Below are 18,712 nucleotides of genomic sequence, written 5' to 3'. Positions count from 1 at the left end.
ACGTCGCCATGACCACGACTGCGGCCCAGCGCCCCGCGCCCGGGGGCACGACGGAGGCCCGTCGCCGACGGGTCGCCGGTTTGGGCGTACTCGCCGTGCTGCTCGTGCTCGCGGCGGCGGCCTCGTTGGCCGTCGGCGCGCGGGCGTTGACCCCCGCCGAGGTCTGGCACGGGCTGACGGCCGCACCCGAGGCCGACCAGCGGCTCACCGAGATCAGGCTCATCGTGCGGACCGTGCGGGTGCCCCGCACGGTCCTCGCGGTCGTGGCGGGCATCGCCCTCGGTGCCGCCGGGGCGCTGATCCAGGGGTACACCCGCAACCCGATCGCCGACACCGGGCTGCTGGGGATCAACGCCGGCGCCTCCTTCGCCGTGGTCTCGGCGATCGCCCTGCTCGGCCTGACCGACCCGTTCCTGTACGTCTGGCTCGCGTTCCTCGGCGCCGGGCTCGCCGGTGCCGTGGTGTTCGGGCTGTCGAGCATCGGCCGGGGGGCGGGCAACCCGCTGACGCTCGCCCTGGCCGGTCAGGGGATCGCGGTCTTCCTCGCGGCGATGACCACCGCGGTCTCCCTGACGGACAAGGCCTCGCTGAACGCGCTGCGGTTCTGGAACGCGGGCTCGCTGGCCGGCGTCGGGTTCGACGTCATCGGGCCGGTGTCCGCGTTCATCGCCGCCGGGCTGCTGCTCGCGCTCACCACGCTGCCCGCCGTCAACCTCCTCAACCTCGGCGAGGACGTGGCGCGCGGGCTCGGGGTGAACGTCGCGCGGAGCCGGACGGCCGGCATCGTCGCCATCACCCTGCTGGCGGGCGCGGCCACCGCGGCCTGCGGCCCCATCGCCTTCCTCGGGCTCATGGTGGCCCACGTCGCGCGGTACCTCACCGGGCCGGACTACCGCTGGCTGGTGCCGTACGCCGGTCTGCTCGGCGCGGTGGTGCTGCTGGTCTGCGACATCGTGGGGCGCCTGGTGGTGCGGCCGGGGGAACTGGACGCCGGGGTCGTCGTCTCGCTGCTGGGGGCGCCGTTCTTCGCCGTACTGGTGTGGCGCGGAAAGTTCAAGAACACGTGAGCGGGGCGGACGTGAAGGCAGACGGGACGGACGTGCGGCCGGGCGGCGCGGACGTGAGCGCGCCGGTGGCGCCGGGAGTGCGGCTCGGCGGTGTGTCGTTCGTGTGGCGGCCCTGGACCGCGGGCGTCACGCTGCTGCTGGCGGTGGCGGCCTTCCTGGTGTTCTGCCTGTCCATCGGCGTCGGGGACTTCCCCATCGCGCTGCCCCGGGTCCTCGCCACCATCGCCGGACGGGGCGAGCAGGTCGACGAGTTCGTCATCCTGGACCTGCGGATGCCCCGCGCGCTGGCCGGGCTCGTGGTCGGCATCGCGCTCGGGGTGTCCGGCGCGCTCACCCAGTCCATCGCGCGCAACCCCCTGGCCAGCCCCGACGTCCTCGGCATCACCAGCGGCGCGGGCGCGGTGGCGGTGTTCCTGGTGACGGTCTCGGGCGGCGCCGCGACGGCCGTCGTCGACTCCGTGGGCCTGTCGGCGGCGGCGCTCGCGGGCGGGCTCGGGACCGGCCTGCTGGTCTACTTCCTGGCATGGCGCCGCGGGATCGACGGCTTCCGGCTGATCCTCATCGGCATCTCGGTGACCGCCGTCATGCAGGCGATCACGACCTGGCTGCTGGTCACCGCCGACATCAGGGACGTGGCCCGGGCCCAGGCGTGGCTGGTGGGTTCGCTGGACAACCGGTCCTGGGACGAGGTGCGGGTGGCGCTCTGGTGCACGCTCGCACTCCTGGCCGTCGTGTCGTGCGCCGCCTTCCAGTTCAAGCCGATGCACTTCGGCGACGAGATCGCCGCGGGTCTCGGCGTCCGCTACGGGGCGGTGCGCGCGGTCCTGCTGCTGTGCGCCGTGCTGCTGGCCGGCGTGGCCGTGAGCGCGGCCGGACCGGTGCCGTTCGTGGCCCTGGTGGCGCCCCAGGTGGCGATGCGGCTGGCGAGGTGCCCGACGCCGCCGCTGGCGGCCTCCGGCATGGTGGGCGCCCTGCTGCTGACCGGATCGGACCTGGTCGCGCGCACCGCACTGCCGGTCTCGCTGCCCGTCGGTGTGGTCACCGCGGCGATCGGCGGGCCCTTCCTCGTCTACCTCCTGGTGCGGGCGAACCGCCGATAGCTGGTACAAAGTAAGGCGAGCCTAATGGAGGGGGGCCTTGTGGCCGTTGAGTCCATCACCGGGGCCGGGACGGCGGTCGGCGCCACGCGGCTGGCCGCCAGGGGAGTGGCGGTCGGGTACGGCGCCCGGCCGGTCATCGACGGGCTCGACGTGGCGATCCCGCCGGGGGTGATCACCACCATCATCGGCCCCAACGGCTGTGGAAAGTCGACCCTGTTGCGCACCCTGTCCCGGCTGCTGAAGCCGACCAGCGGCACGGTCGTGCTGGACGGCGAGGACATCGCGGGGCTCAGGACCCGGGACGTCGCCAAGAAGCTCGGCCTGCTGCCGCAGGCACCGGTCGCGCCGGAGGGCCTGACGGTGTCCGACCTGGTCGCCAGGGGCCGCCACCCGCACCAGAGCTGGCTGCGGCAGTGGTCGTCGGACGACGCGGCCGTGGTGAGCCGCGCGCTGGCCATGACCGGGGTGTCCGACCTCGCGGACCGTCCGGTCGACTCGCTCTCCGGCGGTCAGCGCCAGCGCGTCTGGATCTCCATGACCCTGGCCCAGGGGACCGACCTGCTGCTCCTCGACGAGCCGACCACCTACCTGGACCTGGCGCACGCGATCGACGTGCTCGACCTGGTGGACGACCTGCACGAGTCCGGGTGCACGGTCGTCATGGTGCTGCACGACCTCAACCTCGCCACCCGCTACAGCGACAACCTCGTCGTGATGCGGGACGGGGCGATCCTGGCCCAGGGCCATCCGCGGGAGGTCGTCACCGCCGAACTGCTGCACGAGGCCTTCGGGCTGCGCGCCAGGGTGATCGACGACCCCGTGGGGGACCGGCCCCTCATCGTGCCCATCGGACGGGCCCACGTGGAACTCGACCCGGTCTCACCAGAGTTGTCGCGGTGAGGGTAGGCTAACCTCAGTCAGGCGCGATAAGGTTTGCTGCCCTCAGAACGGGGCGCAGTGGACGGCGCGACAGCAAGGGATCCCCGGATGCTCCTCAGAACGACGCGTATGACGCCCTGGCGACGACTGGCGGCGGCACTCTCCGCCGCCGCGCTCGGCGTCGGCCTCCTCGCGGGGTGCGGTTCCGACTCGGACGACTCGTCGGACAGCGCGGGCGGCGACAAGTCGACCGCCGGGGCCGGCGCGTTCCCCGTCACCGTGGAGCACGCGTTCGGAACCACGAAGGTCGCCAAGGCGCCCGAGCGGGTCGTCACCGTCGGCTACACGGACGACCAGACCGTCCTGGCCTTCGGCATCAAGCCCGTCGGCATGGTCGACCAGTACCCGAACCCGGAAGGTCAGAGCCCCGACATCAACACCCAGTGGCCGTGGGTGAAGGAGAAGTGGGGCGACGCCAAGCCCGAGGTCATCATGAAGAACGGTGACACCGGCCCCAACTTCGAGAAGATCGCCGCACTCCGCCCCGACCTGATCATCGCGGTGTACTCCGAGGTCGACCAGGCCGCCTACGACAAGCTCTCCAGGATCGCGCCGACCGTGGGACGCACCAAGGCGGAGAAGGAGCCGTTCAGCGCCCCGTGGCAGGACAACGCCCTGCACATCGCCAAGGCCCTCGGCAAGGCCGAGGAGGGCGAGAAGATGGTCGCCGGCATCCAGGGCAAGCTCGACACGGCCAAGAAGGCGCACCCCGAGTTCGCCGACCAGACCGCCGTCGCACTCTCGTGGTACAAGGACTCGGTGGCCCCCTTCACCTCCACCGACGTGCGCGGACGCCTGCTGACGGGCATCGGCTTCAAGTACCAGACCAAGATCGACGAGGTCGCCGGCGGCGACTTCTACACCACGCTCTCGCCCGAACGCGTCGACCTGGTCGACGTCGACCGCGTCTTCGTCATCAACGACAAGGCGGACCAGGACGCGTTGAAGAAGTTCAAGCTCTTCACCAACCTCGACGCCGTGAAGAACGGCAAGGTGACCTACCTGCTGGACAGCGAGGGCCCGGCGGTCGGCGCGGCCATCTCCCAGGGCACCCTGCTGTCGATGCCGTACGCGGTCGACGAACTCGTCAAGTCGGCCGGGTAGGTGTGAGCGTCACGGACATCCGGGTGGCCCCGGCCGCCCTGCGTACGGCGACCGGACGCGAAGCCACCCGCTGGGTCGGGGCGCACTGCCGTGAGGTGCCGTGGCTGACCCTCGCCACGGCACTCACCACGGTGGCCGGAGCGGCTCTCCAGGTACTCCCGGTCCTGCTGCTCGGCCGGGTGGTCGACGCGGTGGTCGGCGGTGAGTCGCGCTCGGTCCTGGTCACGATCGGCGCCCTCATGGTGGCGGCCGCGCTGCTCGGCGCGGCCGCCACCGCGGTGTCGACGTACCTGATCGGGCGGCTCGGCGCCGACCTGCTCGCGCGGCTGCGGGAGGGCGCCGTCCGCGCGGTGCTGGCCATGCCGAGCGCCCGTGTCGAGCAGGTCGGCCGCGGCGACGTGCTGTCCCGCGTCGGCGACGACGTGGCCGTCCTGTCCAAGGGCATCCGTACGGCCGTCCCCACGGTCTTCTCGGCGGGGGTGCTGGTCGTCATCGCCACGGCCGGCATGTTCGGCCTGGACTGGCGGCTCGGTCTCGCGGGCGCGGGCGCGCTGCCGGCGTACGCGCTGGCCCTGCGCTGGTACCTCCCGCGCTCCGCCCCGCTCTACCAGCGGCAGCGGGTGGCCCAGGCCGACCGCGCCCAGGCCCTGATCAGCGGTCTCAACGGCATCGACACGGTGCGGGCGTACCGGCTGGAGGACGCCTTCCGCGAGCAGGTCACCCGTGAGTCGTGGCGGGTGCGCGATCTCGGGATCGAGGTGTTCCGGTTCTTCGGACGCTTCGTCGGCCGGGAGAACCGCGCGGAGTTCATCGGCCTGACGCTCATCCTGGTGGTCGGGTACGCCCTGCTGGAGGCCGACGCCGCCACACTCGGCGAGGTGTCGGCGGCCCCGCTGCTCTTCCACCGGCTGTTCACGCCGCTGGGCGCCATCATGTTCACCTTCGACGAGGCGCAGAAGTCGGGTGCGAGCCTGACCCGGCTGGTCGGGGTGGTGGGCGAGGACGCCGAGGACCGGCTGGTGGGCGACGCCTCCGTCGGGCCCGCGGCGGCCGGGGCGCACCCGGTGCGGGTGGAGGGGCTGACGTTCACCTACCCGGGCGCCGAGGAGCCGGTGCTCAGGGACGTCGACCTGACGATCCCCGCCGGTGGTTCGCTCGCCCTGGTCGGCGCCACGGGCGCGGGGAAGACGACACTGGCCGCGCTGATCGCGGGCATCGGGACTCCGCAGGCGGGAGCGGTGCGGGTCGGGCCGACCGACCTGGCCGGACTGGACGAGGCCGGGGCGCGGTCCCTGGTGACCATCCTCACCCAGGAGACGCACGTGTTCTCCGGGCCGCTCGCCGACGACCTGCGGCTGGCAGCGCCGGAGGCCACCGACGCCGAACTCACCGACGCCCTGCGGACGGTGGGCGCCGACAGGTGGGTCGACGCCCTGCCCGAGGGGCTGGACACCCTGGTGGGGGAGGGCGGTGAGCGCCTCGACGTGACCAAGGTGGCCCAGGTCGCCCTCGCCCGGCTGGTGCTGAGTCGCTCACCCGTGGTGGTGCTGGACGAGTCCACGGCGGAGGCGGGCAGCGAGGGCGCCGCCGAGCTGGAACGTGCCGTGCTCGCCGCGTGCGCCGGCCGGACCACGCTGTTCGTGGCGCACCGGCTCACCCAGGCGATGGCGGCGGACCGGATCGCCGTCCTGGACGCCGGGCGGGTCGTGGAGGAGGGGACGCACGAGGAACTGGTGGAGCTGGGCGGCCGGTACGCGCGGCTGTGGCAGGCCTGGCGAGAGGGCAGTTAGACAAGGGTGGTTAGGCAAGCCTTAGTTAGGTTAGCCTGCCTTCATTCCTTGGAAGGGCGTGGATTCTTCGATGATGGAACCGACCGCTCGTCTCGTACTCCTTTCCCCTCGGCACCTGACCGACATCCGCAGGCGCACCGGGGACTTCGCCGACCGGACCATCGCCGCGGCGTGCGCCGTCGGACTCTCGTACTGGGCGACGGGCCGGAGCCCCGCCGGACTCGACCTCACCGCGGGCACCCTCTTCGGCGACGTGCTCGGCTGGGTCGCCAACGGAGGCGCCACGCCCGGCGGTTGGGAGGTCGCGGCGGACGGCCGGAGCATCACCCTCCCGGACGGCGTCGTACCGGACGACGCGCAGCTCGCACTCGACGACCTGGCCGACTTCCCGGACCGGCCCCTCGGCACCATCGGCCCCTCCGGCCCGGCGGCCCGGCTGGCGAGCCTGGCCGCCTGGAACGACACCGACGTCGAGCGGGCGCGTCCCACGCTCGTGGAGATGTTCCTCGCCCAGGCGCGCACCAGACCGGACGCCATCGCCGTGGTCGACGAGCACCGTTCACTGACCTACCGTCAGACGGCGGCCATGTCGGCCCAGCTGGCCCACCGGCTGACCGGAGGCGGGCTGACCGCGGAACAGGCCGTGGGCATCTCCCTGGAGCGCTCCGCCGACATGGTCGTTGGGCTGCTCGGCGTGCTCCGGGCGGGCTGCGCGTTCGTACCGCTCGATCCGCACTGGCCGGCCGAGCGCCGGGCCCTCGTCATCGAGGACGCCGGGGTCGTCGTACAGCTCAACGCCACCGGCGAACACGCCCCGGACGAACCGGAGGCCCTCGCCGTCGACCTCGGCGACTGGCGCTACGGGGCCCATCCCGCCGAGGCGCCGGAGACCTCCGTCCGGGGCGACGGACTCGCCTACGTCATCTTCACCTCCGGGTCGACCGGACGGCCCAAGGGCGCCATGATCCGCCACGAGGCGATCAGCGAACGGCTGCTGTGGCAGGCCCAGGACATTCTGGGCTTCGGCCCCGACGACGTGTCGCTGTTCAAGGCGCCGCTGTCCTTCGACATCTCCGTCAACGAGATCTTCCTGCCGCTGGTCCGCGGCGGCCGGCTCGTGGTCCTGCGCCCGGGCGGCGAACGCGACCCCCACCACCTGCTCGGCGTCATCGCCGAACAGCGCGTCACCTTCACCTACCTCGTCTCGTCCATGCTGGACGTCCTGCTGGAGATGGCGGGCGACTCCGGGCGACTCGACAGCCTGCGCCACGTGTGGTGCGGCGGCGAGGTGCTGACCCCCGAGCTGTACGAACGCTTCCGCACCCGGCTCGACATCCCCCTCTACCACGGCTACGGACCGGCGGAGACGACCATCGGCGTCTCCCACGTCGTCTACCGGGGCGCGGCGGAACGCCTGTCGACGTCCATCGGAAAGGCCAACCCCAACACCCAGCTCTACGTCCTCGACGACGAACTGCGCCCCGTCCCGGTCGGCGTCGGCGGCGAACTCTACGTCGGCGGCTTCCTCCTGGGCCGCGGATACGTGGGCGCGCCCGGCCTGACCGCGTCCCGGTTCGTGGCCAACCCCTTCGCCGACGACGGGTCCAGGCTCTACCGGACCGGAGACCTCGCGCGCTACGCCCCCGACGGCTCGCTGGACTTCCTCGGCCGCGCCGACAACCAGGTCAAGATCCGCGGCATGCGCCTGGAGATCGAGGACGTCGAGATCGGCCTCGCGGAACACCCCGGAGTGCGCCACACCTGCGTCGTCGCCAGGAAGAACGCCGCCGGCGGCACCTACCTCGTGGGCTACGTCATCCCCGCCGCCGGCCACGAGGACCTCCGTGCCGACGACGTCAAGGCATGGGCCGGAGCGCGCATGGTGGAGTACATGGTGCCCACCCACGTCGTCGTGACGGCCGAGTTCCCGCTCACCGCCAACGGCAAGATCGACCGCCACGCGCTGCCGGAGCCCGTGACCGGTGCATCGGCGTCCGTGCCGCCCGCCACCGAGAACGAACGCGCGGTGTGCGCGGCGGTCGCGGCGCTCCTGCGACTGGACGAGGTCGGCGTCGATCAGGACTTCTTCCAGCTCGGCGGGGACAGCATCCTGGCGATCTCCCTGCTCGGCGCGTTGCGCGAGGCGGGCCTCTACGTCACGGCACGGCAGATCTTCACCCACAGCACCTTGGGAGCGCTGGCCGCCGTGGCGAGCCGCGAGGACACCACGGCCGTGGACCACCGCGACGTCCCGACCGGCACCGTGGTGGGTTCGCCCATCGTGCGGTGGCTCGGTGAGACCACCGACGCCGTAGACGGCTTCGTGCAGTCGGTCGTCCTGAACACCCCGGCCGACCTCGGGCCGGACGCCCTCGACGCGGTCCTCACCGCCCTGACCGGCCGGCACCCCATGCTCCGCGCCCGGCTGGTGCGCGGCGACCGCTGGGGCTTCGACATCCCCGACGCGGACCCGGCCGCCGCTCTCTGGCAGGAGAGCGACCGGCCCCTCGACGCGTGCGTCACCCTCGCCACCGAGGCACTGGACCCCGAGTCCGGCGCCATGCTGAGCGCCGTCTGGCGGCGCGCGGCACGGCAGTTGGTCGTGGTCGTCCACCACGTCGTGATCGACGGTGTGTCCTGGCGGGTGCTCATGGAGGACCTGGCCACCGCCTGGCGGCAGTTCTCCTCGGGCGCACCCGTCGAACTTCCCCCCGAGGGGACGTCGTTCCGGCGCTGGACCCAGCTGCTGGAGCGCGCCGCCTTCGACGCCGACAGCGCCCCCTTCCGGCGCCCGCTGCCGGGCCCCGACGACCCGGTGGGCCGCCGCGCGCCGGCCGCGACCGACACCGTGGCGCGGGAACGGGTACGCACCCTGTCGCTCGACGCGGCTGCCACCGCCGCCGTCCTCGGCGAGACACCCGCCCGATTCCACGCGGGCGTCAACGACGTCCTGCTCACCGCACTCGCCGTCGCCCTCGCCCGGTGGCGCCGCGACCTCGGCCAGGCCCAGACCTTCGCGCACATCGAGCTGGAGGGCCACGGCCGCGAGGGACGCTTCGTCGCCCCGTCCGCCGGGTTCGAGCCCGAACTCTCGCGCACCGTCGGCTGGTTCACCACTCTCTTCCCGGTCACCGTGGACCCCGGCACCGCCCCCGACCCGACCGCACCCGCCTACCTGGCCACCGCGCTCAAGGCGGTGAAGGAAGACCTCGCGCGCGTACCCGACAACGGCGTCTCCTACGGCGCCCTCCGCCACCTGGCCCAGGTCTCCTTCGACGCACCGGCACCCCAGGTGCTCTTCAACTACCTGGGCCGGTTCGCAGCCGGGGGCACCGGCGAGTGGCAGCTCGCGCGCAACACGGAACAGCTGGGCGAGAAGCGCGACCCGCGGATGCGCCTGCCGCGCCCCCTGGAGTTCAACGCCGTCGCCGAACCCGGCACGGACGGCGCCTACCAGCTCGTCACCACCGTCTCCTGGCCCGACGGCATGTTCTCCGACGCGGACATCACCACCCTCGGCGGCTACTACCTGGACGCGCTGAGCGGCCTGGCCGCACTCGACGGCGGCGGACACACACCCAGCGACTTCCGGCCCCTGTCCCTCACCCAGGCCGACGTCGACACGCTGGACGGACCCGCGCTGCGGGACATCCTCCCGCTGACCCCCCTTCAGGAGGGCCTGTACTTCCACTCGGTCTACGACGACGACGCGACCGGCAGCTACGTCGAGCAGCAACTGCTCACCCTGGACGGCGAGGTCGACACCGACCGGCTCGCCGCCGCGGCCACCCGCCTGCTCAGCCTGTACCCGAACCTGGCCGCGCGGTTCACGGCCCTCGCCGACGGCCGGGTGGTCTCCGTCCTGGAGAACGGCGCCCGGGCGCCCTTCACCGTGCTCGACCGACCCGGCATCACCGACGACGAGATCCGCGAGCACGCCGAGCGCGACCGCCGCGCCGGGTTCGACCTGGCCACCGGCCCGCTGATGCGGTACACCCTCGTCCGCACGGGCGAGCGCCGGCACGTCCTGGTGCAGACGGTGCACCACATCATCGCCGACGGCTGGTCGGTGCCGCCCATGCTGCGCACCCTCCTCGCCGAGTACCACGCCCCGGGCACCGTGCACCCGCTCGGCGGCTTCCCCGACCACGTGCGCCGCCTCGCCGCACGCGACGACGAGGAGAGCGACCGGGTCTGGCGCGAGCAGCTCGCCGGACTGCCCGGCCCCACGCTCGTCGCCGAGGGCCACACCCCCTCCGACCGCTTCGCGGACACCGCCGTGGTGCCGGAGACCGACGTCGAGGCGGCCGCCCGCGCGGCCGGCGTCCCGCTCAGCGTCGCCGTGCACGGCGCCTGGGCCCTGACCCTGGGCTCCGTCCTGGGCCGCGACGACGTCGTGTTCGGCTCGACGGTCTCCGGGCGCGACGCCGACGTGCCCGGCATCGAGGACATGGTCGGCCTCTTCATCAACACCATCCCCCTGCGCGCCCGGTGGACCGGCACCACGACCGCACGCGACCTGCTCGCCGCCGTCCGGGACCACCAGAGCGCGGTCCTGCCGCACCAGCACGTCCCCCTCGCGGGGATCACCCGGCGGACCGGCGCCGGCCCCCTCTTCGACACCCTCGTGGTGTTCGACGTCCCGACCGACACCGCGGACCTGCGGCGACCCGGCGACACGCTGGCCGTCACCGGCATCGTGAACGAGGGCGCCCCGCACTACCCCCTGACACTGGTGGTGGAACGCACCCCCGACGGCCGACCGCGCTTCAACCTCATCCACGACGGTGAACTGCTGCGCGAAGCCCGGGCCCGGCGCATCCTGCACACCTTCACCCGCACCCTCACCGGCCTGCTCACCCGCCCGGACACCCCGGCCGGCCACCTCGCCACGACGGAGTCCTCGCGCGCCGAACCGGTCGCCCCGGCCACCCTGGGCGGGCTCTTCGACGCCGCCGCCCGCCGCGACCCCGCCGCCACCGCCGTCACCCAGTGCGCCCTCGACGGCACCGCCCGGTCCCTCACCTACGGCGAACTGGCGCACGCCAAGGACGATCTCGCCGCCGTGCTGCGCGCGGCCGGCGTGGCACCGGGCGGACGCGTCGCCGTCGCCGTCCCCCGCTCCGTCGAGCAGGTCGTCGCCCTGGTCGCGGTGGTCGGCGCGGGCGGAGCGTACGTGCCCCTGGACCTGGCCTACCCGGACGAGCGGCTGGAGTACGTCCTGGCCGACGCCGCGCCGCAGGTCGTCCTCGTGGCCCCGGAACAGCGGGACCGCTTCACCCGGCTGCTGGACCGCGCCGGCGTCCCGGCCCGGGTGCTCGTACAGGGGGAGGAGCCCGTACCGGAACCGGCCGGCCCCGGTCCCGAGGCCGACTGGCGCGACCCCGCCTACGTCATCTACACGTCCGGCTCGACGGGCCGGCCCAAGGGCGTCGTCGTCCCGCACGCCGCCGTGGTGACCCTGCTCGCCCGCACACGGCCCGCCATGGAGTTCGGCCCGCACGACGTGTGGGTCCAGTTCCACTCCTTCTCCTTCGACTTCGCGGTCTGGGAACTGTGGGGCGCGCTGGCCCACGGCGCCGAACTGCTGGTGCCCGACTACGCGCTGACCCGTTCGCCGGTCGACTTCCACCGGCTGGTCCGCGAGCGCGAGGTGACCGTGCTCAACCAGACGCCCTCCGCGTTCCACCAGTTCGCCGAGGCCGACCGGCACGCCGGCGGACCGCTCCCCGCACTGCGCCGGATCGTCTTCGGCGGCGAACCGCTGGACCTCGGACGCCTGCGCGGCTGGGTCGAGCGGCACGGCACCGCCTCGCCCGAGCTGGTCAACATGTACGGCATCACCGAGACCACGGTCCACGTCACCCACCGGGTCCTGACCGACGCGGACTTCGGCACCGACGACGACGCCAGCCCCATCGGCGGACCGATCCCCGGCCTGGTCACCCACCTGCTCGACGACCGGCTCCGGCCGGTACCGCCGGGACGGGTGGGCGCCATCTACGTCGCCGGCGACCAGGTGTCCCTGGGCTACCTGGGCCGGCCGGGCCTCACCGCCGGGCGTTTCGTGGCCGACCCGTTCGCCGGTGACGGCTCCCGCATGTACCACACGGGCGACCTCGCCCGCCGCACCCTCGACGGCGAGCTGGAGTTCGCGGGCCGCGCCGACGACCAGGTGCAGCTCAAGGGGTTCCGCATCGAGCCCGGCGAGGTGGAGTCCGCGCTCCGGGACCTCGACGGGGTGGTGGACGCGGCCGTCACGGTGGCGGACACCGGCGACCACCTGGTGGCCCACGTCGTGGGCCGGGTGCCCGACGACCTCACCGCCCTCCTGGCGGCGAAGCTCCCCGCGCACATGGTGCCGGGCCGGGTGCTGCCCGTGGACGCGCTCCCGCTGACGGTCAACGGCAAACTGGACCGCGGCGCCCTGACCGCGCGCGCCGCCACGGCATACTCCGACGCGGTGCCGCCCACGGAGACGGCCGGGGCACGTCGGCCCGGAGTGCCGCCGGTGACGGATCCGGACGCCGACGCCCTCGCCCCGCTCGTCGGCATCTTCACCGAGACGCTGCCCGGTGCGGCCGTGGACGCCGACACCGACTTCTTCAGCGCCGGCGGTGACAGCATCGTCGCCATCACCGTGATCAACCGCGCCAGGGCGCTCGGCCTGGCGATCACCCCGCGCGACGTGTTCCTGCTGAGGACACCGCGCGCCCTGGCCGACCACCTCGCCACGACCGGCGCCCCGCGCCCCGAGGAACCCGCACCCGCTCCCCGCGAGGACGGCCCGCTGCCCCTCACGCCGATCATCCTGCGCCAACGCCAACTGGGCGGCCCGCTCACCCGGTTCGCCCAGGCCAGGACACTCACCGTCCCCGAGGGAGCCGGACCCGCCGACGTGCGACGCGCCGCCCAGGCCGTCGTGAGCGCGCACCCGGCGCTCAGGCTGCGCCTGCGCGTCCGGCACGGCGTGTGGTCCCTGACCACGGAGCCCGACCGCGAGGTGACGGTCGTCCGCGCGGACGGGTCCGACGCGACGGCCGCCGCCGACCTGGCCGCCGGCCGGCTCGACCCCGAGTCCGGCGACGTCGTCGCGTTCACCTGGCTGGAGACGAGCCGCACCCTGGTCGTCGTCGTGCACCACCTCGCCGTGGACGCCGTGTCCTGGCTGATCCTGCTGGACGACCTGGCCGACGCGCTGCGCGGGACACCCCCGGCACCGCCGACCACCCCCTACGCCGAGTACGCCGAAGCGCTGACGTACCGCTCCGCCACCGCCGCCGACGACCTGGACCACTGGCTCACCACACTCGCGGCCCCCACACCCCTGCCCCCGGCCACCGGGCTGCGCGAGACGACGGCCGTCCTCGCGCCCGAGGTCAGCGAACGTCTGACGCGCACCGCGCCCGCCGCACTCGGCGCCGGTCTCACCGAGCTGCTGCTCGGCGCGCTGCGCGCGGCACTCACCCGAGTCCAGGGGTCGCCCACCGACCTGGCGATCGACCTGGAGCGCCACGGCCGCGTCCCGGCCCTCGCACACCACGACTACACCCGCACCGTCGGCTGGTTCACCGCCATCGCACCGGTACGGCTCACCCCGCACACCGACCCCGTCGCCGCCGCGCACGAGATCACCGAACGGCAGCCCGACGAGGACGCGCACGCCGCCTACGGCCGGCTCAGGTACCTCAATCCGCAGACCGCCCCGCTCTTCGGCACCCACCCGCAGGTGCTGTTCAACTACTTGGGCCGCGGCGGTGAATCCGAGGCGCCCCGCCTGACCGGCGAGGACGGACACAGCCCGTACACCGTCGAGGTGAACGCGTGGACCGACGCGGCCACCGGCGCCCTGCACGCGGAGTTCACCCTCGCCGAGGGCGTCCCCGACGCGATCACCGGGCACTGGCTGACGGCCCTCGAACAGATCGCGGACGCCGCCGGGACCGCCGAGCGCACCGCGCCGGTCACCCCCCTCCAGCGGGGCCTGTTCTTCCAGGCCCAGCTGGCCGGCTCGACCGGGCACTACGTCGCCCAGAGCTACTTCACCTTCGAACGGCGCCTGGACACCGACGCGTTGGCCGAGGCGATGGCCTTCGTGATCGCCCGGCACCCGGCCGTGGGCGCCGGCTTCACCACGGACGCCGACGGCGCCCCCGTCCAGGTCCTCGCCGCCGGACGGCGGGTCGGCGTCCGTACCGTCGACGCGGGCACGGACGCGGAGGTCGAAGCCCTGCGGCTGGCCGACCGGGACACGGGATTCGACCCGGGTGAACCACCGCTGATCCGGCTGACCGTGGTACGCCTGCCCGATGACCGCGACGGCCTGCTGCTCAGCTACCACCTGCTGCTGTGGGACGGCTGGTCGCGCGAGATCGTGCTGCGGGACCTCTTCGACGCCTACCGGGCCGTCCTCGCCGGCACGCTCCCCGTCGCGGTCCCGGCCACGCCCGGCTTCGAGGACCACGCGCGGGCGCTCGCCGCCAAGGACCCCGCCGCCTCCGAACGCTTCTGGGCGGAGCATCTGGACGGTCTCCCCGGCCCGACCCTGCTGGCCGGACCCGCCCCGGCCCTCGCGGACGACCTGCCGCGCGCGCTCGTCCACACCCTGGGCGCCGAGGAGTCGGAACTGCTGCGGGCGGCGGCCAGGACGCACGGGGTCACCCTGAACTCCGTCCTCACCGGCGCCTTCGGCCTCCTCCTGGCCGCCCGGACCGGCCGCACCGACGCCGTGTTCGGCGTGACCGTCTCCGGCCGCGACGGCGAAGGGCTCGCCGACATCGTGGGCGTACTGCTCAACACCGTGCCCACCTGGACCCGGGCCCGGCCGCACGACACGGTCCGCGACTACCTCACGGCGGTCCAGACGGCCAGGGCCGAGGCCATGGAGCACGAACACCTCGGGCTCGGCGAGATCCAGCGGGCCGGCGGCCACGACACCCTCTTCGACAACCTGTTCGTGCTCCAGAACTTCCTCGACCTGGACGCCTTCGCCGAGATGAACGCCCGGCACGGCATCACCTCCGTGCGCGCCGACGACTCCACCCACTACCCGTTCACCTGGGTCGTCACCCCCGGAGACCGGCTCACCGTCAAACTGGAGTACCGCGACCACGACACCGCGAACGCCCGGCGCCTGCTCGACGACTACCTGCGCGTCCTGGACGACCTGGCCCGGTCCACGGGCCCGGTGGGCGCGCTGCCCGGCCTGGGCTCCGAGCCCCGCCCCGTCGAACGCACCGACGTCGGCACCGACACGGTCGTCGACCGGTTCGACCGGGCGGCGGACCAGGACCCGCAGCGGGTGGCGCTCGTCGCCGACGGCTCCACCATGACCTTCGCGGAACTCCGCGACCGCAGCCGCGCGGTGGCGGGCGTCCTCGCCGGGCGCGGCATCGGACCCGAGAGGAACGTGGCCATCGCGGTCCCGCGCTCGCTCGACTCCATCGTGGCCCTGTTCGCCGTACTGCGCGTCGGCGCCGCCTACGTGCCGCTGGAGCTGGACCACCCCGACGAGCGGATCGCCGCGATCGTGGCGGACGCCCGCCCGGACGTCGTCCTCACCGTGAGCGCCGTCTCGCCCCGGCTGACCGGCGACCTGATCGAGCTGGACCGCCCGCTGCCCGAGGCCGAGCCGTACCGCACCTTCGCGCCGGACGATCCGCGCCGGCTGCGGCACCCCGCGTACACCATCTACACCTCCGGATCGACCGGGAAGCCCAAGGGCGTGGTGACCGAGTACGCGGGGCTGACCAACATGCTGGTCAACCACCAGCGCCGGATCTTCGAACCGGTACTGGCCGAACACGGCCACCGGACCTTCCGGATCGCCCACACCGTGTCGTTCGCCTTCGACATGTCGTGGGAGGAACTGCTGTGGCTGGCCGACGGCCACGAGGTGCACATCTGCGACGAGGAACTGCGCCGCGACGCACCCCGCCTGGTCGAGTACTGCCTCCGGCACGGCATCGACGTCGTCAACGTGACCCCGACCTACGCGCAGCAACTGGTCGCCGAGGGACTGCTCGACGACCCGGCCCGCCGGCCCGCGCTGGTGCTGCTGGGCGGCGAGGCCGTCACCCCGGCCCTGTGGCAGCGGCTCGCCGAGACCGAGGGGACCGTGGGCTACAACCTGTACGGGCCCACCGAGTACACCATCAACACCCTCGGCGTCGGCACCTTCGAATGCCAGGACCCGGTCGTCGGGGTCGCCATCGACAACACGGACGTGTACGTCCTGGACCCGTGGTTGCGGCCGCTTCCCGACGGCGTCCCCGGCGAGCTGTACGTGTCCGGCATCGGCATCGCGCGCGGCTATCTCGGGCAGCCGGCGCAGACCGCGCACCGCTTCGTCGCCTGCCCCTTCGGCGCCCCAGGCGCCCGTATGTACCGCACCGGCGACCTCGTGCTGCGCCGCCCCGACGGCAACCTGACGTACCTCGGCCGCACCGACCAGCAGGTGAAGATCCGCGGCCACCGGGTCGAACTCGGCGAGGTCGAGGCCGTGTTCGCCGCGCACCCGGCGGTGCGGTTCGTCGCCGCCGTCGCCCAGCCCGACCCGCAGGTCGACGGCGCCCACCGGCTCGCCGCCTACCTCGTACTGGACGGCGCCGGCCTGGCGGCGGTCGCGGCCGAGGTCGGCGCCGGGCTGCCGGACTTCCTGCGCCCCACGCACTACGCGCAGGTCGACGCCATCCCGCTGACCGTGAACGGGAAGGCCGACACCAAGGCGCTGCCCGAGGCCAGGCCGCTGGGCGCGCTGACCACGGCGGGGGAGCGCGGCCCGGAGACGGAGACCGAGACCACCGTGTGCGAGTTCTTCGCCGAGGCACTGGACCTGGACGACGACGAGGTGAGCGCGGTCAGCGACTTCACGGCCCTCGGCGGGCACTCCATGCTGGCGGTACGGCTGACCGGACTGCTCCGCCGGGAGTACGGTCCAGTGATCACGATCCGCGATCTGTTCACCCTGCGAACCCCGGAAGCGATTGCCCGCCACATCGATGAAGAATCCTGACAAGCAGCGGACCCGCCAGGGGTCCGACATCCTCCGCACCGCGCTGCGGCGCAACCTCGGCGCCATGGCCTGGGGCACCCTCCTCATGGGCCTCTACCAGGCCGCCGAGACCGCCTTCCCCATCGCGCTCGGACTGATCGTCGAGCACACCATGCGGGACCGGAGTCCCGGCAGGCTCGGTCTCTCCATCGGCGCGCTGGCCGTGATCATCACGACCGTGTCGCTGTCGTGGCGGTTCGGGATGCGGGTGCTCCAGAAGGCCAACACGACCGAGGCGCACCGCTGGCGGGTGCGGGTCGCGGGTCGCGGACTCCAGCCCGTGGCCCAGGACATCGACCTCAAGTCCGGCGAGGTGCTGACCATCGCCACCGAGGACGCCGACCAGACCGCCGACATCATCGAGGTGGTGCCGCTGCTGATCAGCTCGCTGGTCGCGGTGCTGATCGCGGCGGTCGCGCTCGGCCTGGCCGACATCCGGCTCGGCCTGCTGGTGATCGTGGGGACCGCCGCGATCCTGTCGGTGCTGAGCGTCATGTCCAGGCGGATCGGCTCCAGCACCCGTGAACAGCAGGCCCGGGTGGCCCGGGCGGGCGCCAAGGTCGCCGACCTGATCATCGGGCTCCGTCCGCTGCACGGCTTCGGCGGCAACCACGCCGCCTTCCGTTCGTACCGGCGGGTCAGCACGGAGGCGAAGCACCAGTCCATCACCGTCGCCCGGGTGAACGGCGTCTACGCGGGCACCGCGCTGGGTCTCAACGCGGTGCTCGCCGCCGCGGTGACCCTGACGGCGGGCTGGCTGGCCTTCGCCGGCCGGATCAACATCGGCGAACTCGTCATGGCCGTGGGGCTCGCGCAGTTCATCATGGAGCCGCTGAGGCTGTTCTCGGAGATGCCGAAGTACGTGATGATCGCCCGGGCCTCGGCCGAGCGGATGGCGCTGGTGCTGACCGCGCCGCCGGTGACCACACCGGGCACCGGCCGGCCGGCCGCGGGCTCGGATCTGGAGGTCGACTGCGTACGGCACGGGACGCTGCGCAAGGTGCGGTTCCGGGTGGGCGCCGGCGAGTTCGTCGCGATCGCCGCCTACCAGCCGCGCGCCGCCGCCGACCTGGCCTCGGTCCTGGCGCTGCACGTACCGCCCGAGGGCTACGAAGGGAGCGTGCGGCTCGGCGGACGCGACCTGGCCGACCTCCCGGTCGAGGCGGTCCGCGAGCATCTGCTGGTCAACCCGTACGACGCGGAGATCTTCGCGGGCACCCTCCGCACGAACATCGACCCGTCGGGGACCGGCCGGACGGTCCCCGAGGCGGTCGAGGCGTCGATGCTGACCGATGTCGTCGCCCTGCACCGCGAGGGCCTCGACTACGCCGTCCGCGACCGCGGCGCCAACCTCTCCGGCGGACAGCGCCAGCGGCTCTCCCTGGCCCGCGCCCTCGCCGCCGACACCGACGTCCTCGTCCTGCGAGACCCGACGACGGCCGTCGACGCGGTCACCGAACAGCTCATCGCCCGCAACGTCGCCAAGCTGCGCCGGGGCCGCACCACCCTGGTGATCACCAGCAGCCCCGCCCTCCTGGACGCCGCCGACCGCGTCCTCGTCCTCGACGAGGGCGTCATCACGGCCGAGGACACGCACCGCAACCTGCTCGCCACCGACGAGGAGTACCGCCTGGCGGTGACCCGCTGACCCGCTGACCC

At 73.3% G+C, this 18,712-nt stretch carries 7 protein-coding genes; all 7 read left to right on the top strand.

Features of this window, described 5'->3' with window-relative positions:
• Positions 1–8: 8 nt before the first annotated feature.
• The 7 genes from ACZ67M_RS17710 (at position 9) to ACZ67M_RS17680 (ending at position 18,701) form a co-directional block, all read left to right on the top strand.
• Entirely contained in the window at positions 9–1,067 is a 1,059-nt protein-coding gene (locus tag ACZ67M_RS17710) for a FecCD family ABC transporter permease (protein ID WP_361363509.1), read from the top strand.
• Between the two features lie 11 nt (positions 1,068–1,078).
• On the top strand, positions 1,079–2,167 hold the full coding sequence (locus tag ACZ67M_RS17705; RefSeq protein ID WP_392238537.1) for a FecCD family ABC transporter permease: 1,089 nt from the start codon (positions 1,079–1,081) through the stop codon (positions 2,165–2,167).
• Positions 2,168–2,206: 39 nt separating this feature from the next.
• Entirely contained in the window at positions 2,207–3,067 is an 861-nt protein-coding gene (locus ACZ67M_RS17700) for an ABC transporter ATP-binding protein (protein WP_392013109.1), read from the top strand.
• An 87-nt stretch (positions 3,068–3,154) separates the two neighbouring features.
• Positions 3,155–4,210: an iron-siderophore ABC transporter substrate-binding protein gene (locus ACZ67M_RS17695; RefSeq protein WP_392013107.1), complete on the top strand. Its 1,056-nt coding sequence runs from the start codon at positions 3,155–3,157 to the stop codon at positions 4,208–4,210.
• A gap of 2 nt (positions 4,211–4,212) precedes the next feature.
• Entirely contained in the window at positions 4,213–6,000 is a 1,788-nt protein-coding gene (locus ACZ67M_RS17690) for an ABC transporter ATP-binding protein (protein WP_469851618.1), read from the top strand.
• Positions 6,001–6,070: 70 nt separating this feature from the next.
• Positions 6,071–17,014 carry an amino acid adenylation domain-containing protein gene (locus ACZ67M_RS17685; RefSeq protein WP_469851616.1) on the top strand — a complete coding sequence of 3,648 codons (10,944 nt, stop codon included), beginning with the start codon at positions 6,071–6,073 and terminating at the stop codon, positions 17,012–17,014.
• Positions 17,001–18,701, top strand: a complete 1,701-nt coding sequence (locus ACZ67M_RS17680; RefSeq protein ID WP_467324488.1) for an ABC transporter ATP-binding protein — start codon at positions 17,001–17,003, stop codon at positions 18,699–18,701. Before ACZ67M_RS17685 ends, ACZ67M_RS17680 begins: the two co-directional genes overlap by 14 nt.
• The last annotated feature ends 11 nt before the right edge of the window (positions 18,702–18,712 follow it).

Source organism: Streptomyces sp. NPDC107500, from assembly GCF_055582785.1.
The sequence above is the reverse complement of the archived record's forward strand: the minus strand, read 5'-3'. Positions and strand labels throughout refer to the sequence as shown.